At 58.5% G+C, this 15,921-nt stretch carries 18 protein-coding genes; 10 read left to right on the forward strand and 8 right to left on the reverse strand.

Going from position 1 to position 15,921, the window contains the following annotated elements; translation table 11 throughout:
* Positions 1-13: 13 nt before the first annotated feature.
* Positions 14-1,189 carry an acetyl-CoA C-acyltransferase family protein gene (locus tag ABJI08_RS15655; protein WP_348402783.1) on the reverse strand — a complete coding sequence of 392 codons (1,176 nt, stop codon included), beginning with the start codon at positions 1,187-1,189 and terminating at the stop codon, positions 14-16.
* Between the two features lie 123 nt (positions 1,190-1,312).
* Here ABJI08_RS15655 and ABJI08_RS15660 point away from each other — a divergent pair, with 123 nt between their 5' ends.
* The 4 genes from ABJI08_RS15660 to ABJI08_RS15675 all read left to right on the forward strand — a co-directional run bounded on the left by ABJI08_RS15660 (position 1,313) and on the right by ABJI08_RS15675 (position 5,487).
* A complete protein-coding gene (locus ABJI08_RS15660; RefSeq protein WP_348402784.1) occupies positions 1,313-1,876 on the forward strand; it encodes an XRE family transcriptional regulator in 564 nt (187 codons plus the stop codon).
* A gap of 160 nt (positions 1,877-2,036) precedes the next feature.
* A complete protein-coding gene (locus ABJI08_RS15665; protein ID WP_348402785.1) occupies positions 2,037-3,221 on the forward strand; it encodes a glycine C-acetyltransferase in 1,185 nt (394 codons plus the stop codon).
* A gap of 17 nt (positions 3,222-3,238) precedes the next feature.
* Positions 3,239-4,267, forward strand: coding sequence for an L-threonine 3-dehydrogenase (gene tdh, locus ABJI08_RS15670; RefSeq protein WP_348402912.1), 1,029 nt, complete (start codon positions 3,239-3,241; stop codon positions 4,265-4,267).
* Positions 4,268-4,326: 59 nt separating this feature from the next.
* A complete protein-coding gene (locus ABJI08_RS15675) occupies positions 4,327-5,487 on the forward strand; it encodes a cytochrome P450 (protein WP_348402786.1) in 1,161 nt (386 codons plus the stop codon).
* On the opposite strand, the gene ABJI08_RS15680 is transcribed toward ABJI08_RS15675, so the two are convergent.
* The 4 genes from ABJI08_RS15680 to ABJI08_RS15695 all read right to left on the reverse strand — a co-directional run bounded on the left by ABJI08_RS15680 (position 5,488) and on the right by ABJI08_RS15695 (position 9,154).
* Positions 5,488-6,432 (reverse strand): AEC family transporter, encoded by a 945-nt coding sequence (locus tag ABJI08_RS15680; protein ID WP_348402787.1) that lies wholly within the window; start codon positions 6,430-6,432, stop codon positions 5,488-5,490.
* A complete protein-coding gene (locus ABJI08_RS15685) occupies positions 6,429-7,091 on the reverse strand; it encodes an HD domain-containing protein (protein WP_348402788.1) in 663 nt (220 codons plus the stop codon). Before ABJI08_RS15685 ends, ABJI08_RS15680 begins: the two co-directional genes overlap by 4 nt.
* A gap of 1 nt (position 7,092) precedes the next feature.
* Positions 7,093-8,196: a chorismate synthase gene (gene aroC / locus ABJI08_RS15690; RefSeq protein ID WP_348402789.1), complete on the reverse strand. Its 1,104-nt coding sequence runs from the start codon at positions 8,194-8,196 to the stop codon at positions 7,093-7,095.
* A gap of 94 nt (positions 8,197-8,290) precedes the next feature.
* Complete coding sequence (locus tag ABJI08_RS15695; RefSeq protein WP_348402790.1) at positions 8,291-9,154, reverse strand: class III extradiol ring-cleavage dioxygenase; 864 nt, start codon at positions 9,152-9,154, stop codon at positions 8,291-8,293.
* Positions 9,155-9,300: 146 nt separating this feature from the next.
* Between ABJI08_RS15695 and ABJI08_RS15700 the strand changes: the two genes are divergently transcribed.
* Positions 9,301-11,058, forward strand: a complete 1,758-nt coding sequence (locus ABJI08_RS15700; protein WP_348402791.1) for an adenylate/guanylate cyclase domain-containing protein — start codon at positions 9,301-9,303, stop codon at positions 11,056-11,058.
* A gap of 4 nt (positions 11,059-11,062) precedes the next feature.
* Here ABJI08_RS15700 and ABJI08_RS15705 read toward each other — a convergent pair whose 3' ends face one another.
* The 3 genes from ABJI08_RS15705 to ABJI08_RS15715 all read right to left on the reverse strand — a co-directional run bounded on the left by ABJI08_RS15705 (position 11,063) and on the right by ABJI08_RS15715 (position 12,534).
* Entirely contained in the window at positions 11,063-11,380 is a 318-nt protein-coding gene (locus ABJI08_RS15705; protein WP_348402792.1) for a DUF1244 domain-containing protein, read from the reverse strand.
* 66 nt (positions 11,381-11,446) lie between these two features.
* Positions 11,447-11,686, reverse strand: coding sequence for a DUF6868 family protein (locus ABJI08_RS15710; RefSeq protein ID WP_348402793.1), 240 nt, complete (start codon positions 11,684-11,686; stop codon positions 11,447-11,449).
* A 104-nt stretch (positions 11,687-11,790) separates the two neighbouring features.
* Complete coding sequence (locus tag ABJI08_RS15715; RefSeq protein ID WP_348402794.1) at positions 11,791-12,534, reverse strand: N-formylglutamate amidohydrolase; 744 nt, start codon at positions 12,532-12,534, stop codon at positions 11,791-11,793.
* Between the two features lie 154 nt (positions 12,535-12,688).
* Between ABJI08_RS15715 and pyk the strand changes: the two genes are divergently transcribed.
* The 5 genes from pyk to ABJI08_RS15740 all read left to right on the forward strand — a co-directional run bounded on the left by pyk (position 12,689) and on the right by ABJI08_RS15740 (position 15,909).
* Positions 12,689-14,134, forward strand: a complete 1,446-nt coding sequence (pyk, locus tag ABJI08_RS15720; protein WP_348402795.1) for a pyruvate kinase — start codon at positions 12,689-12,691, stop codon at positions 14,132-14,134.
* Between the two features lie 33 nt (positions 14,135-14,167).
* A complete protein-coding gene (locus tag ABJI08_RS15725) occupies positions 14,168-14,392 on the forward strand; it encodes a hypothetical protein (RefSeq protein ID WP_348402796.1) in 225 nt (74 codons plus the stop codon).
* Between the two features lie 111 nt (positions 14,393-14,503).
* A complete protein-coding gene (rpmI, locus tag ABJI08_RS15730; protein WP_014873788.1) occupies positions 14,504-14,704 on the forward strand; it encodes a 50S ribosomal protein L35 in 201 nt (66 codons plus the stop codon).
* A gap of 14 nt (positions 14,705-14,718) precedes the next feature.
* A complete protein-coding gene (rplT, locus tag ABJI08_RS15735; RefSeq protein WP_348402797.1) occupies positions 14,719-15,084 on the forward strand; it encodes a 50S ribosomal protein L20 in 366 nt (121 codons plus the stop codon).
* A gap of 105 nt (positions 15,085-15,189) precedes the next feature.
* Positions 15,190-15,909, forward strand: coding sequence for a gamma-glutamylcyclotransferase (locus tag ABJI08_RS15740; protein WP_348402798.1), 720 nt, complete (start codon positions 15,190-15,192; stop codon positions 15,907-15,909).
* Positions 15,910-15,921: the final 12 nt, after the last annotated feature.

Consider the following 15,921-nt stretch of genomic DNA (forward strand, 5'->3'; position numbering starts at 1 on the left):
CCGGATGCGTGTATCAGATACGTTCGATCGCCAGCGCGATACCCTGACCGCCGCCGATGCACATGGTGATCAGCGCTTTGGAACCGCCGGTACGCTCCAGTTCGTACATCGCCTTGACAGTGATGATTGCGCCGGTTGCGCCCACAGGGTGGCCAAGCGCGATGGCGCCGCCGTTTGGGTTTACTTTGGACGTGTCCAGCCCCAGCCCCTTGTTCACGGCAATGGCTTGCGCGGCAAAGGCTTCGTTGGACTCGATCACATCGAAATCAGCAATCGACAGACCCGTGCGCGCCATCAGGTTTTCGACCGCAGGGACCGGACCAATGCCCATCACTTCGGGGCGTACGCCAGCATGGGCATAGCCCAGCACGCGGAACTTTGGTGTCAGACCTGCCTTTTCGGCGGCGTCAGCGCGTGCCAGAACGATGGCCCCGGCGCCGTCATTGATGCCGGATGCATTGCCCGCTGTCACGCGACCGTCTTTCTTGAACACCGTGCGCAGTTTGGCCAGCGACTCTGGCGTCGAAGCCGTGGGGTGTTCGTCGGTATCAAACGGTACCATGTCGCGGCGCACTTTGACATCGACAGGAACAATCTGGTCCTTGAAATACCCGGCCTCAATGGCGGCGGCGGCACGGTTTTGGCTTTGCAGCGCGAACGCGTCCATGTCATCGCGGCTGACGTCGTGTTCGTCGGCAACATTTTCTGCGGTCACACCCATATGGCCGGTGCCAAACGGACAGTTCAGCGCGCCCAGCATCATGTCCAGCGTCTTGATGTCACCCATCTTTTGCCCCCAGCGCTGGGCCGGAACGATATAGGGGGAACGGCTCATGCTTTCGGCACCGCCCGCGACGGCAAAATCAGCGTCACCCAGCATCAGGGATTGTGTGGCCGACACGATGGCCTGAGCCCCCGAGCCGCACAACCGGTTGACATTCATCGCCGGGACAGTGTCCGGGATGCCTGCCTGCATCGCGGCAACGCGCGACAGATACATATCGCGCGGTTCGGTGTTGATGACGTGGCCAAAGACAACATGGCCAACCTGTGCGCCCTCAACTCCCGCGCGCTCCAGCGCGGCCCTGGCCACTGTCGCGCCCAGATCAATAGGGGCCGTTCCGGCCAGCGATCCGCCAAAAGTCCCGATGGCGGTACGTGCTCCGCCTAGTATAACGATGTCAGACATCAATGTTTCCTCCAAAATTCTTAAGTGACCGCATTATGCAGACGCAGCATTGAGAGTCATCCCGACGTGTCGTCACAGGCATTTGATTGACAATTGGCGCGCTTTCACGGCAGGAGTGGGCGCATGGTGGGTGATCAACAGATACTGGACCTTTTGCCATCGCGATTGCGCGAGGCACGGCGCAATCAGGGGCTTTCGCTGGATGCGGTTGCCAAGCTTTCGGGGGTGTCCCGATCGATGGTCAGCCAGATTGAACGCGGCGAATCCAGCCCAACCATTGCCACGCTCTGGAACCTGACGCGGGCCCTGCAGGTCGATTTTGCCGGACTGTTGGAAGAAGGTGCCGATGCTGACCGGATCGAGGTGTTGCGCGATACGCAGGTGCCAACCATCGAGAACCGTGGCGAGGGGTGCCGCATCCGTATTTTGTCGCCGCCCAAGGACGCCGGAAAGCACGAAGTTTATGACATTCGGTTTTCGCCAGACGGCATTCTGGACAGCAAACCGCACACGCGCGGTGCTCGCGAACATCTGACGGTTGTCGAGGGGCTGGTCGAAGTGACCTCTGGCGAGGGTTCAGAAGACCTGAGGTCCGGGGATACGGCACGTTACGCGGCTGATATCCCTCATTGCATTCGTGCCAAGGATGGTCCGGCACGGGTGTTTCTGGTGGTTCAGGACGCCTGACGCCTTTTTCCTATGATTATGAGCTCAATGGCGATGCTATATCCGCTCAGTCGCGTCTTGTGTGTCCGTTATAGTGGACATGTTCCGTAATGACGCAAATCCCCTATTTCGGAATTGTGTCCGTTATGGTAGACGTATGTCCAGAATCATGGAGAGTGACATGCCCGAAGCCTTTCTGACCCACATTCGCGACACGCTGACCCAGATCGAAGCCGAGGGGATGATGAAGCGTGAACGCATGATCACGTCGCCTCAGGCGGGTGAGATCACGGTGGGTGACCGCGAGGTGATCAATCTGTGTGCCAACAACTATCTGGGGCTGGCCGATCACCCCGCGTTGATCGAGGCGGCGCAGGGCGCGATGGCGCCGCGTGGGTTTGGCATGGCATCGGTGCGTTTTATCTGTGGGACACAGGACATTCACCGCACTCTGGAGCAAAAGCTGGCCGCATTCCTGAACAAGGATGACGCCATTCTGTTTGCCGCCTGTTTTGACGCCAATGGCGGGTTGTTCGAACCGTTGCTGGGGCCAGAAGACGCGATCATTTCAGACAGCCTGAACCATGCCTCGATCATTGACGGGGTGCGTTTGTGCAAGGCAAAACGATATCGATACATGAACAACGATATGTCCGATCTGGAAGCGATGTTGAAACATGCCCGCGAAGAAGGCGCGCGCCATATTATGGTTGCCACCGACGGTGTGTTCAGCATGGACGGATATCTGGCCAACCTGCCCGAGATCACACGGCTGGCGACAGAATATGACGCGCTGGTCATGGTCGATGATTGCCACGCGACCGGGTTCATGGGGCCAAACGGCGCGGGAACGCCGGATCATTTCGGGGTGGACGTGGACATCTTGACGGGAACGTTGGGCAAGGCACTTGGGGGGGCCATTGGCGGTTATATCGCCGGGCCGCAGCCAGTGATTGACCTGTTGCGGCAGCGCGCGCGGCCCTATCTGTTTTCCAACTCGCTGCCGCCATCGATTGTTGCGGCCGGGATCGAGGCGATCCGGCTGGTGGAAGACGGAGCGGAACAGCGCGCGCGCCTGTTTGAGAACGCGCAATATTGGCGCGACGGGCTGGAGGCGCTGGGCTTTGACATTCTGCCAGGTGAGCATCCGATCATCCCGGTAATGCTGGGCGAGGCTCAGTTGGCGCAAGAGATGGCGAGCCGTCTGTTTGAAGAGGGCGTTTATGTCAGCGGGTTCTTTTTTCCGGTGGTGCCACGCGGGCAGGCGCGTATCCGTACACAGATGAATGCGGCCCTCAGCCGCACCGAGCTTGACCGGGCGCTGGCTGCGTTTGGCAAAGTCGGTAAGGATTTGGGGGTGATCTGATGAGCAAACCCAACACGATGAAGGCGCTGGAAAAGACGTTCCCACGCGAGGGACTGTGGGCGACGCAAGCCCCGGTGCCAGAGATTGGGTCCGATGATGTGCTGATCCGCATCAATAAAACCGGCATATGTGGCACGGATATTCACATCTGGAACTGGGATGACTGGGCCAGCGCCACGGTACCGGTGCCAATGATCACGGGGCATGAATTCGCAGGCGAGATTGTCGAGATTGGCAAAGACGTCACCGGGTTGAACATTGGTCAGCGGTGTTCCGGTGAGGGGCATCTGATCGAGCATGACAGCCGTCAAAGCCGCGCGGGCAAATTTCATCTGGACCCGGGCACGCGCGGCATTGGGGTGAACGAGCAGGGGGCCTTTGCCCAGTATCTGCGATTGCCTGCGTTCAACGTCGTGCCCTTGCCGGATGACATCCCGGACGAGATTGGCGCCATTCTGGACCCGCTGGGCAATGCGGTGCACACCGCGTTGAGCTTTGATTTGCTGGGCGAGGATGTGCTGATCACCGGGGCTGGACCAATTGGCATCATGGCCGCCGCCGTGGCGCGCCATGCAGGTGCGCGCAATGTGGTGATCACGGATATCAACGCTGACCGGCTCAGGCTTGCGGAACATGTTGTGCCAACGGTACGCGCGGTGGATGTGACGCGCGAAGAGCTGGAAGATGTCATTGCCGAACTGGGGCTGACGCAAGGCTTTGATGTGGGGCTGGAAATGTCCGGCTCACAAGTTGCGCTGGATCAGATGGTCGAAGCATTGGTGATGGGGGGCAAAATTGCTCTGCTAGGTATTCCGCCCGGAAAATCTCCGGTGGATTGGAGCCGGATCGTGTTCAAGGCGATTACCCTGAAAGGCGTCTATGGCCGCGAGATGTTTGAGACGTGGTACAAGATGATTGCCATGTTGCAGAACGGTCTGGATGTCAGCCGGGTGATCACGCATCAGTTTGATGTCGATGATTTCGAGCAGGGCTTTGCCGCCATGAAGTCAGGTGCGTCGGGCAAGGTTGTGCTGAACTGGCGATGACAGATGGGGTTGTCGCATTGAATTGGCGGTGACAGGATTGGCACAAAGGGAGCCAGGCCATGTCGAGCGCGCCAATTTTTGAAATCGATCCCAGGACTTTTTCGCAAGACCCCTATCCCGATCTGAAACGCATGCGGGCCGAGGCCCCCATTGCCTTTGTGCCTCAGCTGGGCGCGACGTTGATCACCCGGCGGGATGCCATTTTTGAGAATGAGAAAAGGATCGACGTGTTTTCGTCGGATCAGCCAGACGGGTTGATGACCGTGTTGATGGGGCAAAATATGATGCGCAAGGATGGTGCGCCCCATGCCGCCGAGCGCAAGGTGATCTTTCCAACCGTGTCCCCCAAAACCGTACAGCAGGTCTGGAAAAGCCAGTTTCGCAGCGCCTTGGCCGCCATACTGGACCGTATTGCGCCGCTTGGTCAGGCCGATCTGGTGGCCGACATTGCACGCCCCGTTTCGGGCGAGGCGCTTAAGGCGATGACCGGGTTGACCAATATGAGCTGGCAGGAAATGGATCGTGTCAGTCAGGGCATGATCGATGGCTGCGCGAATTATGCGGGCGATGAAAAAGTGACTGCACGGTGTCATGACTGCACGACCTCGATTGACCGGCACATAGATGCGCGCATGCCAGATCTGCTGGCCACGCCGGACAAATCGTTATTGTCGGTGATGATGCAGGCGGGGCTGCCGGATGCGGCGATCCGCGCCAATATTAAACTGGCGATCAGCGGTGGTCAGAACGAACCGCGCGATGCCATTGCCGGGGCCGCGTGGGCCGTGCTGCGCCATCCTGATCAGCTGGGCCAAGTGCGCGATGGCAAAGCGACCTGGTTACAGGTGTTCGAGGAATACGCCCGCTGGATGAGCCCGATTGGCATGTCGCCGCGTCGGGTGGTGCAGCAATACTCAACCGAAGGTGTGATGTTTGAGCCAGAGGACCGGGTGTTCCTGATGTTTGGGTCGGGCAATCGGGACGAGGCGGTGTTTGCCCATCCCGACAGGTTTGACGTGACACAGGATTGCGGCAAGGCGATCAGCTTTGGTGCGGGTCCGCATTTTTGCGCCGGAGCGTGGGCGGCGCGCTGTTTGATTGCCGAGGTGGCCTTGCCAATGCTGTTTGAGCGTTTGCCGGGATTGCAGCTGAACGGTGACGCGCCATTTATGGGCTGGGCGTTTCGTGGGCCTGTGTCGGTTCCCGTGGTGTGGTCCTGATCAGGTCAGCACAAACAACAGCGCAGACAACGTGAAAAACGCCCCCGTTGTGGCCATCAATGCGGCAATCGAGGCCGCGCCCTGAAGCCCCTGTTCCTGTGCCAGAACCGTGTAGATGCCGAACATTGGCATGGCCGCAGACAGGATCAATGCAGCCTGCATGTCAGCGGGCAGGGTCACGCCGCCAATCACTGTGAACGCGACCGCTGTCAGAGCGATCATTGCCGGGTGCAGGGTCAGTTTGCCGATCGCAATCTGGACCGCCATGCGCCAGTTGCCTTTCAGTGGCAGCCCCACCAGCGCGCCGCCGATCACCAACAAAGAGAGCGCCGAAGCTGATGCGGCGAGCATCTGAAACAGACGGGAGACCGGGGCAGGCATCGGCAGTTGCAGCAAAGAAGCCACGAGCCCAAGCAGCAATCCGATGACCATCGGACGTTTGAGCACGCCCAGCAGAACCTGCCCTATCAAGCGGATCAGGGACTGACCGGTGCGGTCCTTGGCCAGCTCCATAAGAACAAGGCAGATCGGGATGATCACGACAAATTCCACCAAAAAATTCAGGGCCAGTATAAGCCCGGCCAGATCGGGAAACAGCAAGAGCATCATCGGGTAGCCGATAAATCCCGAGTTTGGACAGGTCGACCCCATGACGGCAACGGCCCGGCGCGGGCGGTCAGCGGCTGTCATGCTGAACCAGCCAAAGCTGAGCGCAATGGTCGCCACCCCGCCAATCGCGTAAATCAGCATGTAATCAGGGCGCAGGACTTCGGAAACCTGCCGGCTGGCCACAGCATGAAACAGAAGGGCCGGCATTGCGATATCCATCACGTATTTGCCCAGCACTTTGAGGTCGCCCGGCGCGAACCATCCACGTGCAACAACCAGATAGCCGATGGCTATGGCGGCATAGATCGGAAAGGTGATGGCCAAAATATCGCTCACGTCGGGTCCGTCCAGTCCGGGGGCAGGGTGGTGCCCATGTCGTTGGCCAGTGATCTGGCAAAGCGCAGCATGTCGGCGCGGCGCGTCAGTGCAATTTTGCGGCCGGTGTCCGTCATCATATCGTCGGGCAAACGCAAGAGTTTGACCGGCCAGTGATCCAGCGCAAACTGACCGTCATTCAGCGGGCGCGCGGTGGCAAACGGGTCTTCAGGATCATAAAGCGGACGGTTCAGCGCGCCGGACACTACAAAACACCGGGCAATGCCGATGGCGCCAAGCGCATCAAGGCGGTCCGCGTCGCGCAGGATGCGGGCCTCGGGTGTTTCCGGCGGGATGCCCGCTGAATAACTGTGGGCGGCGATAGCATGGCAGGCAGAGGCGATCTCAGGTTCACAAAACCCCAGATCGGTCAGAATTGGCGCGGCTTGTTTGGCGGCAAGGGTCGAAGCCTGCGCGCGGTTTGGTGCGTCTTTGGGCAGGTTCACAAGGTCATGCAGGTAACACGCGGCCATCAGTACCCGCAGCGCAACTGAATCGTCATCCAAAGCGATCTGTTCGGCGGTGCGCCAGACGCGGTCAAGATGGGCCAGATCATGGGCGGGGTCCTGGGCCATATGGTCCATGACGATCCGGCGCAGGCTGTCGCGAAGGGCGATCATCTCAGCCGATTTTGCCGCGATTTTCGCCAACCTGGCCGCGATGCAACAAAAGGTGGTCCAGCACGACGCAGGCCATCATCGCCTCGCCCACGGGCACGGCGCGGATGCCGACACAGGGGTCGTGACGTCCTTTGGTGATCACTTCAATCGGCGTGCCGTCTTTGCGGATCGACTTGCGCGGGCTGAGGATGGATGAGGTTGGTTTAACAGCAAAGCGCACAACCAGATCCTGACCGGTCGAGATTCCGCCCAGAATTCCGCCAGCGTGGTTCGAACTGAATTCCGGGCCATTGGCGCCCATTGTGATTTCGTCAGCGTTTTGCGTGCCTTTCAGGCGGGCAGCGGCCATGCCTTCGCCAATCTCGACGCCTTTGACGGCGTTGATTGACATCATCGCGGATGCCAGATCGGTATCGAGCTTGCCATAGACCGGTGCGCCCAGCCCGGCAGGCACGTTGCGCGCGACGATTTCGACGATGCCGCCAACCGAGTCATGGGCTTTGCGCAGGGCCTGAAGATAGTCTTCCCAGTTTTGCGCAATCTCGGGGCCCTGGGGTATCCAGAAATCGTTCTGATCGATGGCGTCCCAGTCAAACCTGGCGCGATCAATGTCCAGCTCGCCCATCGACACCATGTAACCTTTGATCTCCACCTCGGGTGCCAGTGCCTTGATCGCTTCGCGCGCAATACCACCTGCGGCAACCCGCGCGGCGGTTTCACGGGCCGAGCTGCGACCGCCACCGCGATAGTCGCGGATGCCGTATTTTTGCCAATAGGTGATGTCGGCATGACCCGGGCGGAAGGTTTCGGAAATATCGCCATAGTCACGGCTGCGCTGATCGGTGTTTTCGATCATCAGCTGAATCGGAGTGCCGGTCGACTGACCCTCGAACACACCAGACAGGATTTTCACCGCGTCCGGTTCGTTGCGCTGGGTGGTGTTCTTGTTCTGACCGGGGCGGCGTTTGTCCAGCCATTGCTGTAGCATCTCTGGTTCAATCGGGACGCCCGGGGGGCACCCGTCAACCGTTGCGCCCAGCGCAGGACCGTGGCTTTCGCCCCATGTGGTGACGCGGAAAAGGTGGCCAAAGCTGTTCATCGACATGGGGGACAGACTCCTGAAACGTTCCGCGCCGGTCTATCGGGCGAGGCGGGTTTGCTCAAGGGGGTTTGCCATTGGCGACGGGAGACAGACGGATTTATCCGAACCGAAAGCTGGACGCCGTGACGCCGCCGCGAATGCCCGTCTGGTGATAGGTGCGCGTTGCGCTCTCACCCTCTGCCGCGCCCAAAGCTGCAAACAGTGGCACGAGGTGATCTTCCTTGGCGTGGCAAATCCGGGCAGAGGGCGCGGTTTCCCAGTCCAACACCGCGTGGGTACGCGCCGCCGCAGGCAGGGCCAATGTCTGGGTGAGCCACGTGTCAAACGCAGTGGAAGGGTCACGCGCAGCGGGGGTGAACAGCCTCAGATTGTGATAGCTGAGCCCTGAGCCGATAATCAGCACATCGCGGTCGCGCAGGGGCGCCAGTGCGCGACCCAGCGCCATATGGTCCGCAGGGTCGTAACTGTGGCGCATTGAGACCTGCAAAAGCGGTACGTCGGCATTGGGGTACATCACGGCCATGGGGACAAACGTACCGTGATCATACCCTTGATCCGGGTCCAGTCGGGTGGGCAATCCGGCCCGTGCGATCAGATCGTGCACCTCTTTTGCCAGATCAGGCGCACCGGGTGCGGGATAGCTGACCTCATAAGTGTGCGGTGGGAAGTTGTTATAGTCGTAAACCATCGGCGGGCGCGGCGACGACATAACGGCAAAGGCGTCTGTCTCCCAATGTCCTGAAATCATCACGATGGCGCGCGGCGTGCGTCCAACCTCAAAGGGCATGTGTGCCAGAGATTCTGCGAGCGGTGCAAATTCTGCCGCCATTTCGGGAATCCACGGCCAGGGGCCTCCGCCGTGCGAAATGAAATAGGTGGGCATGCGGGTGGCCATGGCGAATTCCTTATCGATCCTGCTTTCTGCCAACATAGCCTGAGTGCGCCGCTTCATAAGGGGCATATTCCGAACAAGTCCTGTGCGCAGATTGACGGTTGGCAATGTGCAGGGTCTCAGTTCGTAAATGTTGCCGCGTTCGACAAGTTCAATTGGTGAAACCACTGAACTATATTAAGGTAGTTGGGCGAACAGTGTTGGAGCCCCGTTTTTTGGAACGCAAACTGGTAACTATTTTGGTTGGTGACTTTGTTGGATCGACCCCGGCGATGGAAACTGACGAAGAAGGTGTTCTGAGCCGTGTGGTTCTGGGGCTGGACCTTGTCGCAGGCTGTGTCGCCCGCCATGGCGGGCGGGTTTTTAATACGGCAGGTGATGCGATTCTGGCCGAATTTGACAGCCCGGTGAATGCGCTGAAGGCGGCGATCGAGTCGCGGTCGCTGATGGCGTCATCGGATGGGCTGTCACCCAAAGACATGCGTTTTGGTATGCACGTGGCGGATGTTGTCTGTGTCGGGGATGATTTGCGTGGTGATGGGGTCAATATCGCGGCGCGACTGCAGCAATCGGCAGACCCCGGCGAGATTGACGTTTCAAAAACGCTGTATGATCACGTGCGCCGGGTTTCGCCCTGCAACTTTTCCGATTTGGGGGATCGCAGGTTCAAAGGCGTATCTGAGACCATGCAGGTGATGCGCGTGGGGGCATCCATGGACCGGCATGTGTATCAAAGCGCGCCGACGGTCACGGCGCCCAAACCCGAGCTGCGTGCAAATTCGATTGCAGTTGTGCCGTTTCGGGCCAGTGGTGCGGATGATGATCAGGCGTTTCTGGCCGATGGATTGACAGAAGACCTTGTGCACGAGCTGAGCCTGAACCGATCGTTATTTGTCAGTTCCCGCACCGCGTCGACGGCGTTGCAAACGCAAGACCCGGTTGAGATTGGCGAAACGCTTGGGGTGCGGTATGTGCTGTCCGGGTCGGTGCGCAAGTTGGGCAATCGGGTCAAGCTGGGCGTGTCCCTGTCGCGTACCAGCGATGGTGGCATGGTGTGGTCTGATCGCATTCAGCGCCCCTTTGACGAAGTACTGGATGCGCTTGAAGACATTGTTGCCCGTGTGGCGGCGACAGTGTCGGGGCGGATTGATCATTCGGAAATTCACGCGGCCCGCATGAAGCGCCCTGAAAACATGACCGCCTATGAGTATTATCTGCGCGGGTTGGAAAAACATCGTCTGGGCGGCGTGTCTGATCGCCATGTTCTTGAGGCGCGGGATTGGTTCCAGAAGTCTCAGGAGGCCGACCCGGGCTTTGCCCGCCCGGTGGCCATGGAAATCTGTGCGTGGTCCTATTTGCCTGACTTTGATCTGACTGTTGCAGAGAGAAATCTGAACCGCGCAATGGAGCTGGACGTGTCCGACCCCGAGTTGCACCGGATATTCGGTATCCTGCAAATCAAGCTGAACAAAGATTTTGATGCCAGCCGCAGGCACCATGAAATGGCGCTGAAGCTGGCGCCCAATGATGCCTATATCGTGGGGCGCTGCGCTGCGTTTTATACTTTTGCCGGGGAACCTGAACGGGCGATGGAATTGCTGGATCGGGCCGAAGAACTGGACCCGTTTTTGCCCGTCTGGATCGTTGAAGAACGGGTTGCCGCGCTTTATGCGATGGGGCGGTATCCGGAAATGAATGACGAAGCCCGCAGCCTGAACTTTCAGACGCGGCGGTCGCGGTTGTATCGCGCGGCAGGGCGTGTTGCGCGCGGTGATGTCGAACGCGGGCGGGCCTTGTTGCAGGAAGCGCTGGCAGATGACCCGACGCTGAGCGTGGGCTATGTGAAGTCACAAGAGCTGTTTAACGGCCCGCAGGTCCTGGACCATTTGCTGGACCGATTACGTCAGGCCGGGTTGCCAGAAGCCGATCCGACGGGATCAGCCGCCGGTCCGGTCTTGGTGTCCAGCCAATAGCGCGTCAGCCTTTGTCGTTGCCCACGTTTTCGGCAAACGCGACCTTAAACGCGGCCTGTTTGTCGGGGCTGGCGTCTGTCTGATAGTTGGCTTTCCATTCATCCATGGTCATGCCGTAATAGAGTTCGCGGGCCTCATCTTTGGTCATGCCGATGCCACGTTCGTTGGCCGCCTCCTGATACCAGCGGCTCAGGCAGTTCCGACAAAACCCGGCCAGGTTCATCATGTCGATATTCTGCACATCGGTGCGCTTTTCCATCAGGTGATCACGCAACGTGCGAAACGCGGCGGCTTCGAGTTCAATCTGGGTTTGCTTGTCCATGACGGGCTCCGATGTGATGTCTGCGGGCTAAGGGGGTAACAGTCGCGCAAGGTGTGGGCAACCGGGTCACATGATATGTAACGCCAGCCAGGGCACCAGCGCGAAGACGAATATGAGCAATTTATAAGTGGCCAGCCATGAATAAAACGTCTGGCGGACCTGCTGTTCTTCAAGATCAAACAATTTGGCATGCAGGCCCGTTGCCCAGTCGCGCATCAGGAACATGGCAAGCGTGGCAATAGTCAGGATCACAAAGTGAACAACTGTCATCCATCCAAAGAATGTCGTCAGGGTCTCTAAGCTCATCGCAGCCTCCGTCACATGTGATCAGTATCTTTAGGAAATATGGGGGCGGGCTGAGGTCAAGACAAGCGCGGCGGTCTCTGATCCATTGGCCAGAACAGGCGCGATCAAAGACCGGTTCGGTTCAACGTGTCTGTCAGAATACCGGCCAGTCGTTCTGCCCACTGGGCCTGACCCTCTTCGGTGGCAATGATGTCCTGACGCAATTCGATCAGCGCATTCAGGCGGCGTTGACGCAAGGCGTGCTGGTCCACGCTGTCGCCCGGTAAATGGCCCGCGTAAGGTTCGTTGTCACCCACGGTCAGGTCAGGTTCCTCGCGCAGGCGGTCGATCAGGGGGATGCCAAACCGGTCTTCTTGCGGGGCGTGCAGAATGCCGATCTCCCATGGGCGCGGTGCCCGTCCGTTCAGCTTGGGGGAAAACGAATGCATGGCCACAACGATGATGTCATCCTGCGCAGCGGCGAGGTCTGACAAGGCATCATGATAGGGTTGATAATAGGTGTCGATGCGGCGCTGAATTTCGGTATCGTCAACGTGGCGGTTGGCCGGGATGATGGTGCCATCATAAAGGCGCATCACCAGCGTCGGGTCCTGAATGCCCCGGTTGGGGTCAATCACAAGGCGCGAGAAGTTCGAACAGATCACCGGAGCGTTCAGCAGTTCGCCCAGAATAAGCGATGTGCCGCGTATGCCGATGTCATAGGCGATGTGCCGGTTCATGTCAGCAGTGCCGATACCCAGATCGCCACCATTGATTTCCAAAGGTACAAAATTCGACGCGTGGTCGCAGGTGATCAGCCACCGAGACGCCCGTTCGGGCCCGAAAACAGAAAATGGTTGGTATGTCATGTGCCTGTAAAATCCTTCGCAAAATATCTAGGGCACCCGGCTGCAAAAGGGAATTGCACAAAACCTTAACTTGACCTTGTTAGCGTTAACACATAGCAAGGGCACGATTTTGATACGTCGCAGCGGGGGCGACGCAACGACGGATGATGAGAAAATGAGACGCTTAAGAAATGTGAAAATCGTGGCCACGCTGGGCCCGGCCTCGGAAACATATGACATGATCCGGGCGCTGCATGAAACAGGTGCGGATGTTTTCCGCCTGAACATGAGCCACGGCACACATGACGAAATTCGAGAAAAACACCGCATTATCCGGCAGGTAGAAAAAGACCTGCAAAGCCCGATCGCCATTCTGGCTGACCTTCAGGGACCAAAATTGCGCGTAGGCGCCTTTGCCAATGGCTCTGAAGATCTGGAAGTTGGCGCGGCGTTCCGGTTGGATCTGGACCCGGCAGAAGGCGATATCAACCGTGTTTGCCTGCCGCATCCTGAAATTTTTCAGGCTTTGGAGCCGGGTGCGAACCTGTTGGTCAACGACGGTAAGATTCGCCTTAAGGTCGAAAACTGTGGCGAAGATCACGCCAATTGTGTGGTTGTGATCGGTGGCGCGATCTCGAATCGCAAAGGTGTGAACGTGCCTGACGTTGTGCTGCCTTTGGCTGCGCTGAGTGAAAAGGACCGTGAGGATCTGGAATTTGCCTGTGGACTGGGTGTCGACTGGTTGGCGCTGAGCTTTGTTCAGCGTCCTGCAGACGTGGAAGAAGCCCGCACGTTGGCGCAGGGCCGCGCGTCGATCCTGTCCAAAATTGAGAAACCGCAAGCGGTAGAATCATTTGACGACATCCTTGCCGTTTCTGACGGTATTATGGTTGCGCGTGGTGATCTGGGTGTGGAATTGCCAGTTGCGGCGGTGCCTCCGATCCAGAAACAGCTGGTGCGCAAATGTCGTTTTGCTGCCAAACCGGTGATTGTGGCGACTCAAATGCTGGAAAGCATGATCGAAAGCCCGATGCCAACCCGCGCCGAAGTCAGCGACGTGTCCGGTGCCATCTATGAAGGCGCGGATGCGATTATGTTGTCTGCGGAATCTGCCGCCGGTCAGTTCCCGTTGGAAGCGGTGTCTACCATGAACGATGTCGCCATCGAGGTGGAAAACGATCCCACCTATCGTCTGGTGATCGACGCATCGCGCAAGGCCCCCCGGTCAAGTGTTGCAGACGCAATCGTTGCAGCGGCACGTGAAGTTGCCGAGACCACCGAAGTGGCCGCAATCTGTTGTTTCTCGCAATCGGGCACAACGGCATTGCTGATCGCGCGCGAACGTCCCCGTGTGCCAATTGTGGCCATGACATCGTTGCGTGGCACAGCCCGTCGACTGGCGCTCAGCTGGGGTACAAACTGTGTGATCACCTCAGAAGTGTCCCGCTTTAAGATGGCGGTTGTTGCTGCGTCCCGCGCGGCATGTGGTCTGGGTTATGCTCAGAAGGAAGACCAGATTGTTGTGACAGCAGGTCTGCCGTTCAACATGCCGGGTTCGACCAACATCCTTCGGGTTGCGCCTTGTGATGAACGTTTGATTTTCAACATGGAAACCGAGTAGGTATGTCCCCGGGCAACCGGGGAATACTTTGACATGGCGACCGATTACCTGATGACAGTTGGCTTGGTAATCGGTCTGTTTTCCATCCCGGCGATGTTGTCAGCCTATGCGGATGAACGGTTTCCGCGCGGCCCTATGGCAGCCTTCATTCTGTCAGCCGCTATTATTGTCCTTGCCTGGGCGATGAACCCCGCACTTTACACCTTTGCTGAGCTGCCAAATGTGGTTGTACGGGTGATCGCGGATATCGTTAAATAAGCCCTTGCAGTTAAGTGTTTTGGCGACTATACGGCGCCTCTATTCGCGCGACCGGCCTGAAAGGCATGCCGAGTCGCGTTTGTCACCGACCGAATACTAAAGGAGACGGAAATGCCTAAGATGAAGACCAAGTCGAGCGCCAAGAAGCGCTTTAAGGTCACTGCCACAGGCAAAGTACTGGCTGGCCAAGCTGGTAAGCGCCACGGCATGATCAAACGCACCCGCAAATTCATTCGTGACGCCCGTGGCACCACGACCTTGTCTGCCCCAGACGCCAAGATCGTCAAGGGCTTTATGCCCTACGACCGCTAAGAGGAGATTGAGATATGTCCCGCGTTAAAGGTGGTACCGTTACCCACGCCCGTCACAAAAAAGTCGTCAATGCCGCAAAAGGCTATTATGGCCGTCGCAAAAATACCTTCAAGGTAGCGCGTCAGGCCGTCGACAAGGCGAACCAGTATGCAACCCGCGACCGTAAGAACCGCAAGCGCAATTTCCGCGCGCTGTGGATCCAGCGGATCAACGCAGCCGTGCGCAGCCACGACGAAGCACTGACATACAGCCGCTTCATCAATGGTCTGACATTGGCCGGCATTGAAGTGGACCGTAAGGTTCTGGCCGATCTGGCCGTGCACGAGCCCGAGGCATTCACTGCCATCGTGGATCAGGCGAAAGCCGCGCTGCCTGCATAAGCGGCCCGTCGGTTTAAAGATAAAAAGACCCCGTCAGCATCGCTGGCGGGGTTTTCTTTTTGCGCGGGCCGTGGCTTGCTGCAAACACATAACACAGGCGTCCCAATGTCAGACCCTTTTTGTCATCACCCCCGGCTTGCCGGGCTGATCACACCTCCTGCTGAGTCGTCGTTTCGCGAATTCGACCCAGCCAACATAAATGAGATCGTGCGGGCAAACGGCGCGCCGGAAGATTGGATGTTATCGGACGAGCTGCGTTCTGCAGATCGGATGGCGACGCTTGAAGGGCGTTGGGAACAGGATCTTTGGGTGTTTGCCTATGGCTCATTGATGTGGGATCCGGGTGTGCATTTTGACGAGGTTCGCCGCGGGTTCGCGCCCGGGGTCGAGCGGCGCTTTATCCTGTGTGACCGGTTTGGCGGACGTGGCACACAGGACGCACCGGGCGTTATGGCGGCGCTGGAAACCGGGGCGGGCTGTAACGGGCTGGCATTTCGGGTGACACGCGACAACATCGATTGTGAAACCGAGCTTTTGTGGCGCCGTGAACGCTTGGGCAATGCCTATCATTCCGAATTCATTGCCGTTGAAACTGACCATGGCACCATTCAGGCGCTGGCGTTTCTGGCCAATCACGAGGCGGAACTGATCGTGCCCGACCTGAGCCACGAAGATCAGGTAAGGTATTGTGCAACCGGCAAAGGCTGGCTGGGCACCAGCTTCGACTATGTCGCCAATTTGGCCGAACATTTTGAAACGATGGGGATCGAGGACGCGGGTGTGACCCGGTTGCTACGTGATGCGCGTGCGTTTCGCGGAGAGTGACAAACATGGTGC

Source organism: Shimia sp. (assembly GCF_039969785.1).
Classification (GTDB): Bacteria; Pseudomonadota; Alphaproteobacteria; order Rhodobacterales; family Rhodobacteraceae; genus Shimia.